At 55.0% G+C, this 16653-nt stretch carries 12 protein-coding genes; 9 read left to right on the top strand and 3 right to left on the bottom strand.

The annotated features are described in order from the left end of the window. Positions 1-7 precede the first annotated feature (7 nt). Positions 8-670, bottom strand: coding sequence for a formylglycine-generating enzyme family protein (locus AEYBE204_RS30365; protein WP_162148402.1), 663 nt, complete (start codon positions 668-670; stop codon positions 8-10). Between the two features lie 350 nt (positions 671-1020). On the opposite strand from AEYBE204_RS30365, the gene AEYBE204_RS40980 reads away from it, so the two are divergent. Next, positions 1021-1155 (top strand): hypothetical protein, encoded by a 135-nt coding sequence (locus AEYBE204_RS40980; RefSeq protein WP_023462290.1) that lies wholly within the window; start codon positions 1021-1023, stop codon positions 1153-1155. Positions 1156-1289: 134 nt separating this feature from the next. On the opposite strand, the gene AEYBE204_RS30360 is transcribed toward AEYBE204_RS40980, so the two are convergent. Further along, positions 1290-4142 (bottom strand): TonB-dependent receptor, encoded by a 2853-nt coding sequence (locus AEYBE204_RS30360; protein ID WP_052019408.1) that lies wholly within the window; start codon positions 4140-4142, stop codon positions 1290-1292. Positions 4143-4599: 457 nt separating this feature from the next. Here AEYBE204_RS30360 and AEYBE204_RS30355 point away from each other — a divergent pair, with 457 nt between their 5' ends. The 7 genes from AEYBE204_RS30355 to alkB all read left to right on the top strand — a co-directional run bounded on the left by AEYBE204_RS30355 (position 4600) and on the right by alkB (position 14116). Beyond that, positions 4600-7059, top strand: coding sequence for a hypothetical protein (locus AEYBE204_RS30355; protein WP_155908356.1), 2460 nt, complete (start codon positions 4600-4602; stop codon positions 7057-7059). A gap of 10 nt (positions 7060-7069) precedes the next feature. Continuing rightward, a complete protein-coding gene (locus tag AEYBE204_RS30350; protein WP_023462286.1) occupies positions 7070-8527 on the top strand; it encodes a glycosyl hydrolase family 28 protein in 1458 nt (485 codons plus the stop codon). A gap of 271 nt (positions 8528-8798) precedes the next feature. Next, positions 8799-10121, top strand: a complete 1323-nt coding sequence (locus tag AEYBE204_RS30345; RefSeq protein ID WP_081724648.1) for an oligosaccharide MFS transporter — start codon at positions 8799-8801, stop codon at positions 10119-10121. A 2-nt stretch (positions 10122-10123) separates the two neighbouring features. Continuing rightward, complete coding sequence (locus AEYBE204_RS30340) at positions 10124-11332, top strand: glycoside hydrolase family 88 protein (RefSeq protein WP_031230544.1); 1209 nt, start codon at positions 10124-10126, stop codon at positions 11330-11332. A 5-nt stretch (positions 11333-11337) separates the two neighbouring features. Then, the gene (locus AEYBE204_RS30335; protein WP_369751894.1) at positions 11338-12264 is read left to right on the top strand and encodes an ROK family protein; all 927 of its coding nucleotides are present in this window, start codon (positions 11338-11340) and stop codon (positions 12262-12264) included. Positions 12265-12681: 417 nt separating this feature from the next. Further along, positions 12682-13467, top strand: a complete 786-nt coding sequence (locus AEYBE204_RS30330) for a 2OG-Fe(II) oxygenase (RefSeq protein WP_023462282.1) — start codon at positions 12682-12684, stop codon at positions 13465-13467. Further along, positions 13457-14116: a DNA oxidative demethylase AlkB gene (gene alkB / locus AEYBE204_RS30325; protein WP_023462281.1), complete on the top strand. Its 660-nt coding sequence runs from the start codon at positions 13457-13459 to the stop codon at positions 14114-14116. The genes AEYBE204_RS30330 and alkB overlap by 11 nt, the downstream gene beginning before the upstream one ends. 275 nt (positions 14117-14391) lie before the next feature. On the opposite strand, the gene AEYBE204_RS40325 is transcribed toward alkB, so the two are convergent. Continuing rightward, the gene (locus AEYBE204_RS40325) at positions 14392-14595 is read right to left on the bottom strand and encodes a hypothetical protein (protein ID WP_162148401.1); all 204 of its coding nucleotides are present in this window, start codon (positions 14593-14595) and stop codon (positions 14392-14394) included. 739 nt (positions 14596-15334) lie between these two features. Between AEYBE204_RS40325 and fic the strand changes: the two genes are divergently transcribed. Next, the gene (fic, locus tag AEYBE204_RS30320; protein ID WP_023462278.1) at positions 15335-16465 is read left to right on the top strand and encodes a protein adenylyltransferase Fic; all 1131 of its coding nucleotides are present in this window, start codon (positions 15335-15337) and stop codon (positions 16463-16465) included. The last annotated feature ends 188 nt before the right edge of the window (positions 16466-16653 follow it).

The raw sequence follows: 16653 nt of genomic DNA, 5'->3' as shown, positions 1-16653 counted from the left end.
TGTTTCCTTATGGCTCTCTGGCAACGCGAAGGCCGACACCGGCACCACCGAATTGCGCACGATAACGGTACGCCATGCGTAGTTGTTCCGGCCGCGTATCGTAGGCGCCCCCACGTAAAACGTGCATCTGGCACTCGCCCGTCACTGCGCTACCGTCCGATGGGGCCTGATAATATCCGGACTCCCGATAGCAGTCGGCCACCCATTCCCAGGCATTGCCATGCATGTCGTAAAGCCCGTACGCGTTAGGTTTGTACTGCCCGACCGGGCGCACACCCCCGTATCCGGACGCGGCATAATTGGCGTCACTTTTGGTGATCGTGTCACCGGTCGCATATAGACCTTTAGCCCCGGCGCGCGCCGCGTATTCCCACTCCGCCTCACTGAGAAAGCGATAGGTCTGCGCCGTTTTTACCGACAGCCAGTTGATATAGGCTTCAGCCTCCTTCCAGCGCAGGTCCCAGACGGGATAGTCGGGCCCCTGACTTTGACGCAAGGGCTTACAGACCTGCGCTGCGACACAGGCGCCCCACTGCGCTTCGGTGATCTCGTACTTGGAAACGTAAAACGGTCGAATTGTTACCCGACGCCGTGGCGCTTCATCACCTTCGCGGCCCGGCTCTCCCTTTTCGGACCCCATTTCGAATGTACCGCCAGGCACAGCAACCATTTCCGGTAGCTCGCTCGCAGCCGCACTGACTACACTCAGCGCCCATAGCGCCACACAGAGCCGCATCGCTCCGAACCTCATCCCGCATTTCCTCATTTGTATGATTTTCAGGAAGACTACACGATCTGATATCGATATCAAGACACGGAGGGCGCCTTAAGCCATTATGTGCTGAAAAAGATATGAAGCAATGTCGGGCTTGGCCGTTGCCCAAAAACCGTCTGACTGACAAAAAAAAGGCCGCTACGCCTTTGTAGCAGCCCGTAAAGTCTAACAGGGAACGCCTGATGAGGGAGTCGATCAGACGCCGACAATCGAGGAGGCTCGATCGAAAAAAGGAAAACTGCCAAATGGCCGTTTCAAAGGCAAATGCGGAGAAGAATCCGGTTGGCCTGCTTGATTTAGTAGCATTTTCTGATATCGATATCAATATAAAAATAAACCACCTCGCTCAGCGCAAGGTGGTTATAATTTTTACAATCTAATTGATTTTATTTACAATTTAAACACGCTCGCACGCCAGTCGATTTGTTGGCCAGAGACACAAAATCAACGCGACAGCTTACCGAAACCTGTTTTTAAACCAAATTTTTGTTATCGTTACCTCTTTTGCTTTCGATCAACCTCCGAACTTGTAACGCAGGCTGATGGCATAGTTACGGCCGTTCTTAAAATGCTGGCGCTCGATGCCGGTCTCAAAGTCCCCTGGTTCGCCGACAAACCGATTAAGGCCCTGATCCGTCAGGTTCGAGGCGTTGAAAGAGATTGTCACCAGATCGCTCAGTTCATAGTTCACCGAGGCATCAAGAATACCGTAAGCCTGGATCATGCGACCGTCGATGGGATTGGCGATGGCATTGAACAGGATCGATTCCGAGCGCCAGGTGTAAACGAGGCGCGCTGACAGCTTGGAATCGTCATACATGGCCGCCAGGGTATAGTTATGCTGGGACTGCATGGGCTGCTGGGTATCGACAATAACCGGAGCCGCAGCCGTTCCGAAGTTCACCGGATTCGACGTATCGACATAGGTATAGGAGCCAGATACGCCGACATTCCGCCAGGCGCTATCCATCTTGTCGAAGAAATATTGCCCGGCCAATTCCAGCCCGCGCACATATCCCTTTTGCGAATTGACGTTACGCGTCACCAGATACTGGCCGCCGGTACAGCTGTTGGCGATCGTGCCCGTATAGGCCGGAGCCGTCGCGACGGTCTGACAGGTGGTAATGCCGGTGAAGAATCCATCGATATTCTTGTTGAATAGCGCTAGCGAAAGATAGTTGGTGCCGCTGAAATAACGCTCCAGCGAGACATCGATACTATCGGCAATCTGCGGCTTCAAATCCGGGTTGCCTTGCGTCGCCGTACCGCCGGTCTGATTCACCGTGATACTCGGGTTGAGGTCGGCCAACCCTGCGCGTGTCATGCCGCGACCGTAGCCGAAGCGCAGCAGGAAGTCGTTATCTCCGGTAAGATCGTAGCTGAGATTTAACGACGGCAGCACATTGTCGTATGAGGTCCCGCGCGTCACGTCCCGGATCGTCGCCGGGGTCGTGGTGGTATCAGTGACCTTAGCGATGGCATTGCCTTCGGTTTTCACGTAACGGACGCCAATATTGCCGCGCAATCTGTCGGACGGGTCGGCGAATTCGGCCACGACGTAAGCCGCGAGCGTATTCTCATCGATATAGCGGCGCGCCGTCAGACTTTCGGCATAGCTGCCTTCCGCCAGAATGCCGGCATTGGGAAAACGCTGGCGCACCTGATTTCCCAAAAGAGCGTTGGGCGAGAACACCACGTACCCACCGGCATAACCAGCTTCGCCACCCATGAAATTGCTCGGCGCGCGCTCCAGCATATCCGCATAGGCCGCGGCACTCAGAGCGTTCGAGAAGTTGGCCGTCCGCGCCAGACCATCGGTCGTGAGATTGCGCCCGGTGAAGCTGAAGCTCTTATAGAGGCTTTCCTGATAGGCGTAACGCGTACCGAACTTTACGCGCTTCAGATAACCGTCGCCGACATGATACACGCCACTGAGGGCGACAGCGTAGCCCTTGTCGTCCCACACCTGATTGGTGCCATTGGCATAATCGCGCAGGACGAAATTGGTCGGATCAGACAGACTGGGGCCCGAGAAGGTAAGCTGATGCGGTTCGCCATCCGCGACGCGCCCGACGGTCCAGGTCAGACCCGCCGCCGAGTCCAAGTTAACCGAGCGGTTATCCTGCGTCTGATCGGACTTGATGTAAGCGAAATCCGCTTTCAGATCGAGCTTTTCAGAGGGGCTCCATTCGACCCCTGCCGCCGCGGTCCAGGTTTCATACGGCCGGTGCTCGTCGCCACCGATCGTGTTGACCGTCGAGCGAAGAAATTGCCCCGACACCAGACGCTGTGACGCCAATACATCGTTCGTGCCGCCGTTGATATTTCGATTGGCGAGGGCTTCATCGTAATTGAAGGCCGCCGTCTGCACGTTCTGAACATTGCCGCCATCGACCGAGTTCAGTCCGCGATAATTCTGATTATAGAGATAATACAAGTAGTTGAATTCGGTATAGAAACGCAGGCTATCGTTGACACGGTAATCCGCCGCAAAATTCAGCCCCTTGCGTTCACGGATGATGGTTTCCTGGAAGACGTTGCTCGTCAGGGCCGGCGCCACGATGATGTTGCTGATCTGGGCCGAGGTCAGCCCGGTCGTGACCGGTACGTTATTGTTCGCTGTGACATTGGCAAGAAGCCAGACGTCGCTGCGGCCGACATATTCCGAACGGGCCTGAGCAAAGCTATTGCTGGTGTTGGCCGCCGCCAGAGTCGAATATTCGGCACTGTCGGCACGGATCATTCGCTTGAAGTTCGGCCCGCCGTTCGCGGGGTTGTTGTCGGACCGTCCGACGCTCTTCTGATACACCCCGGCCAGCATGACCCCGATACGGCCACCATTAGCGAGATCGAAGCGATTGGCGGCAAGCCCGAAGATTTCAGGTTCGGTCTTTTGCGCCAGATCGTTATATTTGGCGGTTACACCGAACGAGAATGTTTTACCCTTGAAGTCGCTGGGGTTGCGCGTGCGCACATTGACCAGCCCCCCGATACCGCCTTCGATATGTTCGGCCGAAGGGTTCTTATACACGTCAATGCCAGCCACCATGCCGGGGATGGCGGATTCTATATTGAATTCACGGCTGCCTGCCGTAAAGAACACACGGCTGTTGATCTGCGACGCCGTCTGACCCGACAAACCGCGGATTGTGATGCCGGACCCCGCACCAACGGGCGAAGCCCCCTCGCCGCCATAACGATAACCCTGAACGCCGGGAATGCGCGTGAGCGTTTCAGAGACGTTCGGATCAGGCAGCTTGCCAATGTCCTCCGCCGTTATGGAATCGACGATTTCCTGACTGTTCTTTTTGATTGCCAGCGACGACCGCGCCGATGCCCTGATACCGGTCACGACAACGTCAGTCACGTCACTGCCGCTCGTGGGAGTAGGATCGGCCGTTTGGGCCGCAGCCGGTAAAGCCAAACCAGCCGCCAAAATCAGGGCGAGCGAAGACGCCTGCCATTTGGCAGTTATTGAGAGATTCATGAGTTCCTCCCGTGCATTGACGGTATTGTTGTTGCTGGTTCGATGCTGAAGACGCAAGCTGCCTCACGACGACACCAAACATTCTGATATCGATATCAGAAATATTGACGTTATCACAGAGTGGGAATTCGTCAATATCATTGATTGGAAGAATTTGAACATCGCGGGAAAGCCAATATTAACCAATGGAAGTGAGGGAAGTGATAGACAAAAAAGATTTTCGGACCAATGCAGCGCACCAACGACCTGTTTAAAATCAATTTTTCGCCTATGCCGTCCTGTCAATCGATTGTATTTCATTTTGTTCAAAAAGCCCTCGCCTGAGCACCAAGCCAACTTGACAACACTGCTGCAATTTCATTTATGTGTTATCGATATCAAAAACGACGGCGAATGCGGTCTCAGAGAGGATGCCATGAAGATTGTCCACACCCTGCCCGCCGGGGCGTCACTGCTGTCACTTATACTGACCATTTCCCCTATACCCCTGCTTGCGGCGACGCCGGTCGATACTTTGATCTTCGGGGACACAAAGTCCGAAACCGCTCATGGCCTTACCTCTGAGGCCAGCGATACGATTGTTGGCGCTTTGAACCAACCTGCGCGCCGCTTTCTACCGCTGAAGCCTGGAAGCGCCAACACGGATGAATGGCGCGGCGGCTCAACGGCCTTTAAGTTAAAGGTTGACGGCACTGGCCAGAACTATCTCAGCGTCAGACTATGGGGTGGTGACGACTCGGCTAATCGCGCCACGCTGTACTGCGATGGCAAGCAGGTCGGCTACCGTCAATTGAGCGATATCGACATTCTCGATCAGGGCACCCATGGCAAGGTCAAGCCCGGTCACTTTCATTACGTAACTCACACACTGCCCCTCGCCTTAACGACGGGCAAAGCCAGTATTTCGTGCTCGATCCGGGCGACGGGGCCCATCTGGCGCTACGGCGGTGACATTGCCAAGTTTCAGAAGCCCATGACTGAGCCCAGTCGCGGCTTCTATGCCTTGGTCGTTCACACCGATCCTTTTGTGAAGTTCGGAGGCGATGACGGTGCCGCTTCAGAATTCCCCCTCAATCCCAAAAATGATGCCGCTGTGATCGACAAGGTCAAGACGCGGGTCAACACCGAAGTCGGTAAGGTTTGGGCCCTCAAGGGCCGCGCACCGCATCAAATGGAAATCATTTTTCTCGCCCGGACCTTCGATACACACTGGACGAAAGGCTATCTGCGGCCGGAAAGTCTCATAGGGATCGTTAAAGGCGCTGATGCCTATTACGAGCAGTATAAAGCCAATCCCGATATCGCCATCAACGATAAGAACACGCCGAATCCCGGCTGGTTTGGGTTCGGTCTTTTGGGCGAGGCTCTGAAGATCGCCGGACCACACATCCAGAAAGAACTGGACGAGACACTGACGGCACCGGACGGCCGGGAAATCAAGCGTCGTGACGCCTATGCTGAGATGTTCCTGTACAGCCGAGAGTGGAACAAGAAAAACCGCCGACTCTACACCAACCAGTCGATGATCAAGGACCTTTATGGAATCTGGAACAATAACGAAGGCCTCATCGCTGTCGGCAGCCCCCTCGCCGATCCACGGTCAAAGCTTTTGCCTTTCTTCTACGAGTCCATAGGTCTCCTGCCCTGGAGCGGCAGCCTCGACAGCAACGGTCAACCGACCTATGCCGCGTCCGAAGGCGATGCCAAATTCTCGGTGCCGAAGGATTATTACGAGACAACCCAAAAGGGGCTCACCAAGGAACTGGGTTACGTCGGCGGTTATGGCGAGGTGCTCGACTGGGTCGCCGCGCTTTACGACGCCACCCGTCCGGCCAAGGGCAAGCCGGGCGATAAGAAAATCCGCGACCAACTGGTGAAAATAGCGCAGGCCCGCGCCTATTTCCGCGTGCCGCACGCCGACGAAAACGGTTTCAAATCCATGCGCCTGGAAACAGGGATTGGCTGGCGCGACATGTATTTTCCCGGCGACGTGATTTACGGACAGCGTCCATCGTGGGAGTCGTCGCCCTTGCAGGTCGCTATCGCCACCGGCGATCCCCGACTGATGGCCTATGCTCAGCAGCAAATCGCGGACAACCAGTTTTTCTCCAGCGTCGAGCACATGATGGAAGCGAAAACCCTTCGCGCGACCATCGGCCTGATCGACGTTGTTGATGAATATGCGCAAATCAACAAAGTCGCGCCGCAACCCTTCAAGCTGCCGATGTCTGCAGATCAACCCGACTTCGTCTTTACCGACGAAGAGAACGCCGTCGTGGCGGTGAAGAACGGATCGGATATCTTTTATGCCTCCCTATATTGGCGGGCAAACTACGGCATCAGCGGCGTCGGACGCGTGCACTACATTACGCCCACTACTGATCGTCTGGCTACCGTCGTGCTTGACCGGCAGGAATACGAGCCCTCAGGCTTAAGCTATACCCGTCCCAACAATCCCCATATCAATGGCACGCGCTTCACCGTCAAATACCCTGACGATGGAGATGTCTGGACCGCGGGTGAACAAGATCCCGTGGCTAAGCTGCCGGCAGACTCGAAATACGTCGTTGGCGAAGACAATCCCTATGCCGGTCGCGCGGACTATTATCAGCTAACCTATGGCCCCTACCTTGTGGCCGTAAACGCGTCCGCCAACAAGCGGTTCGAGGTGAAACTGCCGGTCAGATCGAAGCCGGTGAAAGAATTGGTATCGGGCAAAACGCTTGCCCCCGATGTCGCATTGATTCCGCTGACACCGGGCACCTCGGCGGTCATTTACCTCGGCACCCCCAAATAAGGACGTTCATATGAAACTCTTGCTTTCAACTGTCGCAGGCTTACTTTTGGCGGTTGCCGCCGGGCAGGGCCACGCCGATACCCTTCTGGCCTACCCTGCGCCGCCGGTGCCTATGGTTTATGCCGCACATAATGACGCCTACACTGTGCGCGTTCGGACGCCGGGGGGCGAGTGGCAGGACCTTTACGAATACAATATCCGCGTTGACTGGGATAAGCCGCAGGATGCGTCGATGGTTTATTTCGATTTCACGGGTAAGGTTGAGGTCGAGGTCCAGAAAAACAACGGCACCTTCCAGACGGTTGATGTCCTTCCGCGCAAACCCGACCTCAAACTCACCCGCAAAGGCAAGATTGTCAGCTTTACACTGGAAAAACCGGGCCGCTTCTCGCTGCAATTCGATGATGACCGCCTGCACAATATTCATATTCTGGCGGGCGCGCCACCGGCCGCCAAACCCGTTGGAGACAATGTTCGTTATTATGGCCCCGGCCTTCATAATCCAGACGATGGCGGTAAGATTTTCAGGCCGAGGTCTGGTGACACCATCTATCTGGATGGTGGTGCCATCCTCAATGGCAACTTCGACCTTCGGGGCGTGGAAAACGTCCGCATCATGGGACGCGGCCTGATTTACAACACTGGTCGGGCGGTCGAGATCGACGGCTCTAAGAACGTCTCACTGGAAGACTTCATTGTCGTCAACGATGACAAAGAGGCGGCGGCTCGCATTTCCAACATTAGACACTCGGTCAATGTCAAGCTGACCGGGATCACCGGCTTCACCTCGGGTAAATGGTCTGATGGGTTTGGGATTTCCACATCCCAGCACGTCTATGTAGATCAGGCCTATCTCAGAACCTCGGACGATGCCGTTGTCGTTTACGCCGTGAACGACTGCCCGATTTGCGCAACCAAGACCGATACAGCACCGTCGGCTGAATCGTACGACACCTACGATATTCGGGTTACGAACTCGACCTTCTGGAACGATGTGGCGCACGCCATGTATGTCGGGCATTTCGGCGATAACGCCCGCCCACGTACTATCCACTCAGTGACGTTCGACAATATCGACGTCCTTAATCTGGATGAAGATGACGAGCCGTGGGAAGGCGCTATGGCCATATTTTCCGGGGACTCGACCCTGATCAAGGACATCAGTTTTTCGAATATTCGCGTCGAACGCATTGAAGAAGGTAAGTTGATCCACATCGTGGCCGGCAATAGTTCTCGCTACAACAAGTCCGCCGGTCGAGGGGTTGAAAACGTCATCCTGCGCAATATTGCCTTTACCGGCGAAGGCATGCCCAGTGCGTCGATTATTTCAGGCCTCTCTGAAAGCACGGCGGTTAAAAACGTTCGTATCGAAAATCTAACCATAGGCGGACGAAAAGTCCAATCACCTGAGTCCGGCAATATTAAGCTAGGACCATTCGTCACGGATTTTTCGATCACACACCCTTAAATACCGCAACGTTCAGGGGTATCAGACCTGGCCTGATCTCCTCTGAACGTCTCCATCCAACAAAAAAATGTGAGTTTTCACATTTTCTGCTGGATTTAAATTTCACCGCAAACCCTCTGCTTGCTTGATATTTTTGCCTATACACCTGCATTTATTTCTGATATCGATATCAGAAATACGCACCCGGATCGATGCCCTTGAGTCCGAAAGCGTAATAATTGAAAACCCGTCACCGTACATATGATGACGAGAAAACACTGGGTGGAATTGTATGGCATTGGTCGCTTCTGGAAGTGATAGTCCCGTGGTCGCGCGCCCCGGTAAGGTTAAGGTTCAGGTCCTCCTGAGCGTTTTCGTCTTTGCTTATTTCGCCTCGCAGGCCATGAGCATTTCGCTTTTGTCGAACTGGTTGAAATCGACCTTGTCCCTGACAGGCGAACAGACTGGTACGGTGCTGGGTGCCAACTTCATTGCGGCCCTGATCTTCCAACCTCTATACGGGTTTATCTCGGACAAGATCGGGTTCCGAAAGCATGTGCTTTGGTTCCTGGCCATAATGGTGGGGGCCTGCGGGCCGTTTTTCTATTTCATTTACGAGCCATTACTGAAATCAAATCTGATTCTGGGAGCCGCTGCGGGCGGCGCCTATCTATCCCTGACCTTCATGGCCGGATCATTCGCGCTCGAATCTTACGTGGATCGTCTGGGGCGCTGGTATGGTTTTGAATATAGCCGCGTCCGGATGTTCGGTGCCCTTGGCTTTGCCTGCGCGGCCTTCTTTTCCGGCAACCTCTTCAACATCAATCCGCACATCAATTTCGGTATTGCTTCGGGGCTCGCCGTCATTCTGATCGGCACGCTGTTCTTTTTCAGGGGTGAATCGAAAGAGGCCGTGCTCGGCAAATCGAGCCGCGTGACTTTGAAGGATTCATTTGCCGTTCTGAAGTTACCGAAATTCTGGGGGTTCATGGTCCTGATCCTCGGCGTCACAAACCTCTACCTCGTCTTCGACCAGCAGTTCCCGGTCTATTACGCCTCTCAGTTCGAAACCGAGGCTATTGGCCGCGTGATGTTCGGGCGTCTGAACTTCGCCCAGATTTTCATGGAAGCGGGCATGTTGTTCATCGCGCCGTTTATCGTCAACTACATCGGCATCAAGCGCGGCCTGCTACTCGCCGCCGGCATCATGATCATTCGCATTACAGGCTCTGGTCTTGTGGAAGGGCCAATCGCCATTTCCGCAATGAAGATGCTGCATTCGATCGAATTGCCGATCCTTGCCGTTTCCATTTTCCGTTACATCGCTGCCCACTTCGAATCGCGCCTCGCATCGACCCTTTACATGGTCGGCGTTAGCTTCGGTCACAGCCTCGGGCTTGCCATCCTTTCGACCCCTGTGGGCCGGCTTTACGATCTTTTCGGCTTTCAGCACACCTATCTGATTATCGGTCTGGGCGCGTTGATATGTTGGGTCATCTCGATCTGGACGCTGGCCCCCGATCCGGAGACAGCGCCTTCAAACGGTGCTGCTGTTTCCCCGGATGCTCCGGTGGCCGATCCTCTGCTCTCTTCCGTTCCAGACGCAAAACAATGATTATGAACCTTCTCAATTCCGATATATCCGGTGCCGCGGACAACGCGCGAGAACCCCTGCCCAGCCGCCGCCTGCCCACTACGCCCGATAAAGCGCTCATTCAAAAAGCCATCACCGACGCGCTGAAACGCATCGATAAGGGGATCGAGACTTTCGGGTCCGCCTATCCGATGCCGTCGTCTGAGGGCTATGAATATAAATCTATGGATAATACGGAGTGGACAAACGGGTTCTGGACCGGCCAGTTGTGGCTGGCCTACGAATTGTCCGGCGACGAAAAATATCGCAATGCGGCCGACGAGAACGTCAAGAGCTTTCACCAGCGCATCTTTGATCGCGTAAATGTCGATCACCATGATCTGGGGTTTCTATACTCACTTTCTTGCGTAGCCGCGTGCAAGTTGACGGGATCGCCGCTCGCCCGGGAGGCAGGTGTAGAGGCCGCGCGCGTTCTGTTGAAGCGCTACCTGCCCAAAGCGGGCATCATTCAGGCGTGGGGCAATCTGTTCGACCCGGAAGAAGCCGGTCGCATGATTATCGACTGCAACCTCAATCTGCCATTGCTCTATTGGGCAACCGAGCAGACCGGTGATCTGGCCTTCGCCGACGCCGCAGACAACCATATTCGGCAGGCGCAGAAGTATATCGTCCGTCCGGACGCCTCGACCTTCCATACCTATTACATGGATACGGTGTCCGGCCTTCCGAAGCGCGGCACCACGCATCAGGGCTATTCGGATGACTCGTGCTGGGCCCGCGGACAGGCCTGGGGTATTGCGGGCTTTCCTCTCGTTTATCGATACTGCCGCGACACAAGCCTGATCGACACCTCGGCACGTCTTGCCAATTATTTTCTCAATCGATTGCCCGATGATATGGTCTGCTGCTGGGACCTCATTTTCACCGATGCGCCGCATGAGCGCGACTCATCGGCGGCAGCGATCGCGGCATGTGGATTGCTGGAACTGGGCAAATCTGTTCCGCTGGTGGATCCGGACAGCAGCGCCTATCGCGGCAGCGCCATTGCCATGGTGGAAAGCCTCATCCGTCACTACGCCGCCGCGCCGACGGATGCTGGCACGGGTCTTCTCAAACATGGCGTCTATCATATGCCCAAACACATTGGGGTCGATGAATACTGCCTCTGGGGCGACTACTTCTACCTTGAAGCCTTGACCCGTCTGACCAAGGTTTGGGAGCCGTACTGGTAATGCAAATCGGAATTGATTTTGGCGGCACGAAGATCGAGGCGGCCGCGCTTGATGAAAACGGCGATTACCTCCTCCGGGTCCGAAAGCCAAACCCGGGGCGTTATGATGAGGCGATTACGTCCATTTGTGACCTTGTGGAATTTGTCGAACGTGAGACCGGGCAAACAGGTACGGTAGGCATTGGCACACCGGGTTCGGTGTCTCCAACGACCGGCCTCATGCGCAACTCAAATTCGCTTTACCTTAACGGGCGGCCTTTCCGCGAGGATCTGAGTGACGCCGTGGGTCGCGAAGTCCGGTTGGCCAATGACGCGAACTGCTTTGCACTTTCTGAAGCGGTAGATGGCGCTGGTGCCGGTGCAAAAGTCTGTTTTGGTGTGATCCTAGGCACGGGCTGTGGTGGTGGTCTGGTGATCAACGGAACCCTTGTCACTGGCGGTAATGGCATCGCCGGTGAATGGGGCCATAACCCCCTGCCCTGGCCGGAATCGCACGAGACGCCGGGCCCCGCTTGTTACTGCGGTCAAAAGGGCTGTCTGGAACAGTGGATTTCAGGAACCGGCTTACAACGTGATTATTTTCAGCGTTCGCAGATAGAACGTCCAGCTGAAGAGATTATCGATTTGGCGCGCAAAGGCGAAACGGCCGCCGCACTCGCCTTGGAAAATCTGATTGATCGTATCGGCCGTTCGATCGCTACGGTTTGCAATCTTATCGATCCTGATGCAATCGTCATCGGCGGCGGGCTTTCAAACGTACCGGAAATTTTACAGCGCGTTCCTGTCGTCATAGCGGAGCATGTCTTCTCGGATGTCTGGACGTCACGGATTGTACAAGCCAAATGGGGCGACTCCTCCGGCGTACGTGGCGCAGCAAGGCTTTGGTCCGTCGGAGAGATACCTCTGAGAGTGGCAAGAGCTCGTATCGCGTGATAGATGAATTAGGCTCGATATTCGCCTATCGAGCCTTTCCCCCGAAGTTCAGGGCACCCACGACGACATAGCCGTTGTTGCTGTAGGCCATTTCCCCGCCCATCTCACGGCTATGGCAATGGACTCGCGTCATAGACCAGGTCCACACAGGGCCAAATCGAGCCGACTGCCCGATAGTCGCAATCGCGCCCCCAGCGGTCATTCACTGAACGCCGAAACACCCGTTACCGGACGTTCCAAGCTACTGGAACACCCAGTTTGCACACAAGACCTTCCGACTGCCTATATGATATGCACTCGAATAGAGAGCGGGAGCGTATGCAACAGAGCAATACTAAATTCGAGCGCAAGAGACGGGGCGCAAGTGCTGTCGAGACCGGTCACAGTGACATCCGATGATTCTCTGGATGGGCCGCCATGATGACCGACACTACCCTCACCGCTTCGACGACCCCGACGGTCAACCATGGCTCGATCAGCACGGGAGCCACAGGTAAGGTCTTATCGGAACGTATCGAACGAGTGAACTGGAACCGCGCCCTAGTTGATCTGGACGCGCAGGGCTGGACGGTTCTGCCGGGCCTATTGAGCTCGGCGGAATGCGATGCGACAACGCGCCTTTATGGCGGTGGCGCAGGCTTTCGCAGCCACGTCATCATGCAACGGCATGGCTTCGGACGCGGCGAATATCGGTATTTCGCCTATCCCCTGCCCAATATAGTGCAGGCCTTGCGAACGCTCATCTACCCCTATCTCGCACCCCTTGCGAACTGTTGGTCTAAACGCATGAGGCAGGACGTTAGCTTCCCCCTAGACCATGCGATATTCCTCGACCGCTGCCATGCCGCTGGCCAACGACGACCCACGCCTCTATTGCTCCAATATGGTCCGGATGATTATAACTGCCTTCATCAGGACGTCTACGGTGAATACGTCTTTCCCTTGCAGGCGGCCGTGCTACTGTCTGAACCGGGCCAGGATTTCGAGGGTGGCGAGTTCGTGATAACAGAGCAGCGCCCAAGGATGCAGACACGGGCAGCGGTCGTGCCCTTGCGCAAGGGCGACGTGGTCGTCTTCGCCGTCAACAGCCGCCCAGTCGCAGGTACGCGGGGCGATTATCAGGTGAAGCTGCGTCACGGCGTCAGCTGTATTCGAGCCGGTCACCGGCACACTCTGGGAATTATCTTTCACGATGCCCTCTGACCCCTATCAACTGGATTTGCTCGCGACCGCCCGCGAACCCTTTCAGCCACTGTCGGAGGGAGCTATGCTGCTGGCGGGGTTTGCAGCTGATCGGGCGTCTGAACTTTTGGCGGCTGTCAGCGCCGTGACGCAGATCGCACCGTTTCGCCACATGGTAACACCCGGCGGATGGCCGATGTCGGTCGCAATGACCAATTGCGGGATCGCCGGGTGGGTCACGGATCGCTCAGGTTATCGCTATGACTCTGTGGACCCACAGACATCGTCGCCGTGGCCGGCGATGCCCACGTGTTTTGCTGCCCTGGCCTCGGCCGCCGCGGCGGCTGGCGGTTTTTTGGGGTTTCAGCCGGATGCCTGCTTGATCAATCGGTATGAACCCGGCGCACGGCTCTCCCTGCATCAGGACCGCAACGAAGGCGATTTCGATCAGCCGATCGTGTCTGTGTCGTTGGGCCTGCCCGCTATTTTCCTTTGGGGTGGCCGGACCCGTCAAGATCGTGTCAGACGGATTCCGCTGCTTCACGGTGATGTCGTCGTTTGGGGCGGTCCGGCCCGCCTCACATATCATGGGATCAATCCGCTGAAGATTGGTGACCACCCGCTCACCAGCGGCGTCAGATACAATCTGACCTTCCGCAAGGCTTTGTGACAGGCTTGGCCATCAGAGCACGTTTAGAGTTACATCCGGTCCAACACCGCGTGTCCGGCAAGCACCACCTTTGAATTATGCAGGCCTAATCTGCTAAGATTTTTATAGTTTTGCCGTTGATCGTAACATTCCGAAATTCGAGACCCGTTACACCGGAGACATCAAGTTCACTCTTGGCAAGTTGCAGGTCGATATTCTGTAGAACAACGTCTTTGACGATGGTCTGGCCCAGATTAGGTCGTATGGTGCCAAAGGCTCCAAAGCGGCCTTTAAGTTCAGTTATCCGGATTTGCTGCACCACAGATGTTGGCGGCATGGCCATCAAGATCGATAAATTGTTTCCACGGTTCTAGGGAGAGGACGTTGCCACCATTGGCTTTCAGCGTAAGGTTGCGGATGGCGATATTTTCGTAGCGCTGAGGTGTATCTGGCCCCTCCATCCGCTCCAATCTCCCAAATCCCGACAATTTATCGTTCAAGATCAATGAGAAGGCTCTAAGCCCGCTTTTTTTGACGGTTATTGTGCCACCAGTCTGTGCCACCCAGACAGTTTTTCATCGTTCGCAAACCCTTATCCGCAAGGGGCTGGAGACGATTTCGACTGTGCCACTTCACTGTGCCACCAAGGCTATAATTCCCGGTCCTTAGAAATATTGGGGCGCAAGCCTTCCTATGATGGACAGCAGGCGAAGAACTTGGTGCGGACACGACCGTCAGCACAAGCCTCGGCAAAGCCCTCCAAAGAGGGTGGAAACAGTCTCAAGCACGGTCTGGGCGATCATGAACCGATCATCTTCTCCCCTCGTCGTAAGACCATAAGGAAAGGCTCTGGGCTGATTGTCCGGGCCAGATGTTCTATGTGAAATGGAAAGTGCCTAAGGACTTGCAGCAGGTCGTCGGGAAGACGCAGCGCCTATTGGTAGAATCTGCCACCTCGGTCTGATGTCGAGGCACATGTTCATAACTATCTGAATAGGAATAGTTTTTGAAAATTCAGTTATTCAATATGATTTAACAACTGTGCGCTGGAGGAGGAGGTACATAGGCATGTTCGCTGCGAAGCAATATGAGTGTGATGCGACTAAACCCTAATTCATGTCGATGCTATCGACATGAAGGGTCAAACGTGTCGATAAAAACAAAAAACATCGACACGTTTTCTTGACGTGTCGATGCTATCGACATATCCCTTAGCATGTGTCGATAAAAGGCGATTTTATGAACATGAAGCCTACAGAATGGCGCGCTGATGCTCCTTACGATGCGTTGCCGCGGCTTCCTCCTGCGATTGATCAGATTGAAACTCGCGCAGTGCTCAAGGCTTGTATAAGCGCTCGCGCGGCTTTGGGAGAGCTTCGGCAAGCTGGGGAACTAATACCGAACCAGTCTATGCTCATCAGCCTACTGCCAATGTTGGAAGCAAGGGCATCCTCTGAAATTGAAAACATCGTAACGACTACCGACAGGCTGTTCCAACACGCTTATCAGCCTGAGACCAATGCCGACCCGGCCACCAAAGAGGCATTGCGGTATAGTCGTGCTTTGTTTCAAGGCTATCAGTCTCTACATGATCGCCCCTTGACGACCCGCACACTTGAAGAGCTTTGCAGCACTATCAAGGGGGTAGACATGTCGATACGTCGCACGCCCGGCACGGCGCTAGTTAATGACCAGACGGGGCGCATAGTCTATACCCCGCCGGAAGGCGAGGCGCATCTGCGCGGCCTACTGGCCAATTGGGAAACGTTCATCAACACACCGAACGATCTCGACCCCGTCGTGCGTATGGCGGTGGCCCACTATCAGTTAGAAGCAATCCACCCGTTCACTGATGGCAATGGGCGCACGGGCCGTATCGTCAATAGCCTGATTTTAATCCAAGACGGGCTGCTGACTTTGCCGATCCTCTATCTCAGTCGATATATTATCCGCAACAAGTCGGAATATTATCGGTTGCTTCAAGCGGTAACATCCGAGGGGGCTTGGGAGGATTGGGTGTTGTACATGGTGCGAGGCATTGAAGACACCGCCATTTGGACAACGGCAAAGATCGGTGCCATGCGTCAGCTTATGGAGCAAACGGCCGAGCATGTCCGCACCCTGCTACCGAAGATATACCGGCATGAATTGATCAGCCTGATTTTTGAGCGCCCCTATTGTCGCATAGCCGACTTGATGGAAAGGGGCTTGGCTAAGCGCCAAACGGCATCAGTTTACCTCAAGGCTCTGGTTGATATAGGTGTTTTGGAGGAAGTATCTGTGGGCAAGGAGAAACTTTTCCTGAACCCACGTTTGATGTCGCTTCTCCAATATGAGACGCACGATTTTCCTCCGTTCGAAGGACGATAGATAGATGGAGTGCCCTCGGAATCGCGGGCATAGTCGCCCGTTGTCAAGGATTACTTGACGACTGAACGAGCCATTGAGTTGCGGAATGTTCGATGCGGTCTATTGCCAGCTTCAAAGTGCGGACATCATGGCCGTTGCCGTAATTGGCATGAACTTCGCCTTTGTTCGAGTTTGTCCAGCCGCCTAGC

Origin of the sequence: Asticcacaulis sp. YBE204 (genome assembly GCF_000495855.1) — a bacterium.
Taxonomy (GTDB): Bacteria; Pseudomonadota; Alphaproteobacteria; order Caulobacterales; family Caulobacteraceae; genus Asticcacaulis.
Note: the sequence above shows the minus strand (reverse complement) of the source record. Positions and strands in the feature narration are given on the sequence as shown.

Excerpts from the sequence above, each read along its gene's own strand:
- fic (WP_023462278.1), top strand. The coding sequence starts at position 15,335 with ATGAACATGAAGCCTACAGAATGGCGCGCTGATGCTCCTTACGATGCG.
- alkB (WP_023462281.1), top strand. The coding sequence starts at position 13,457 with ATGCCCTCTGACCCCTATCAACTGGATTTGCTCGCGACCGCCCGCGAA.
- AEYBE204_RS30345 (WP_081724648.1), top strand. The coding sequence starts at position 8,799 with ATGGCATTGGTCGCTTCTGGAAGTGATAGTCCCGTGGTCGCGCGCCCC.
- AEYBE204_RS40980 (WP_023462290.1), top strand. The coding sequence starts at position 1,021 with ATGGCCGTTTCAAAGGCAAATGCGGAGAAGAATCCGGTTGGCCTGCTT.
- AEYBE204_RS30340 (WP_031230544.1), top strand. The coding sequence starts at position 10,124 with ATGAACCTTCTCAATTCCGATATATCCGGTGCCGCGGACAACGCGCGA.
- AEYBE204_RS30330 (WP_023462282.1), top strand. The coding sequence starts at position 12,682 with ATGATGACCGACACTACCCTCACCGCTTCGACGACCCCGACGGTCAAC.
- AEYBE204_RS30365 (WP_162148402.1), bottom strand. The coding sequence starts at position 670 with ATGGTTGCTGTGCCTGGCGGTACATTCGAAATGGGGTCCGAAAAGGGA.
- AEYBE204_RS30350 (WP_023462286.1), top strand. The coding sequence starts at position 7,070 with ATGAAACTCTTGCTTTCAACTGTCGCAGGCTTACTTTTGGCGGTTGCC.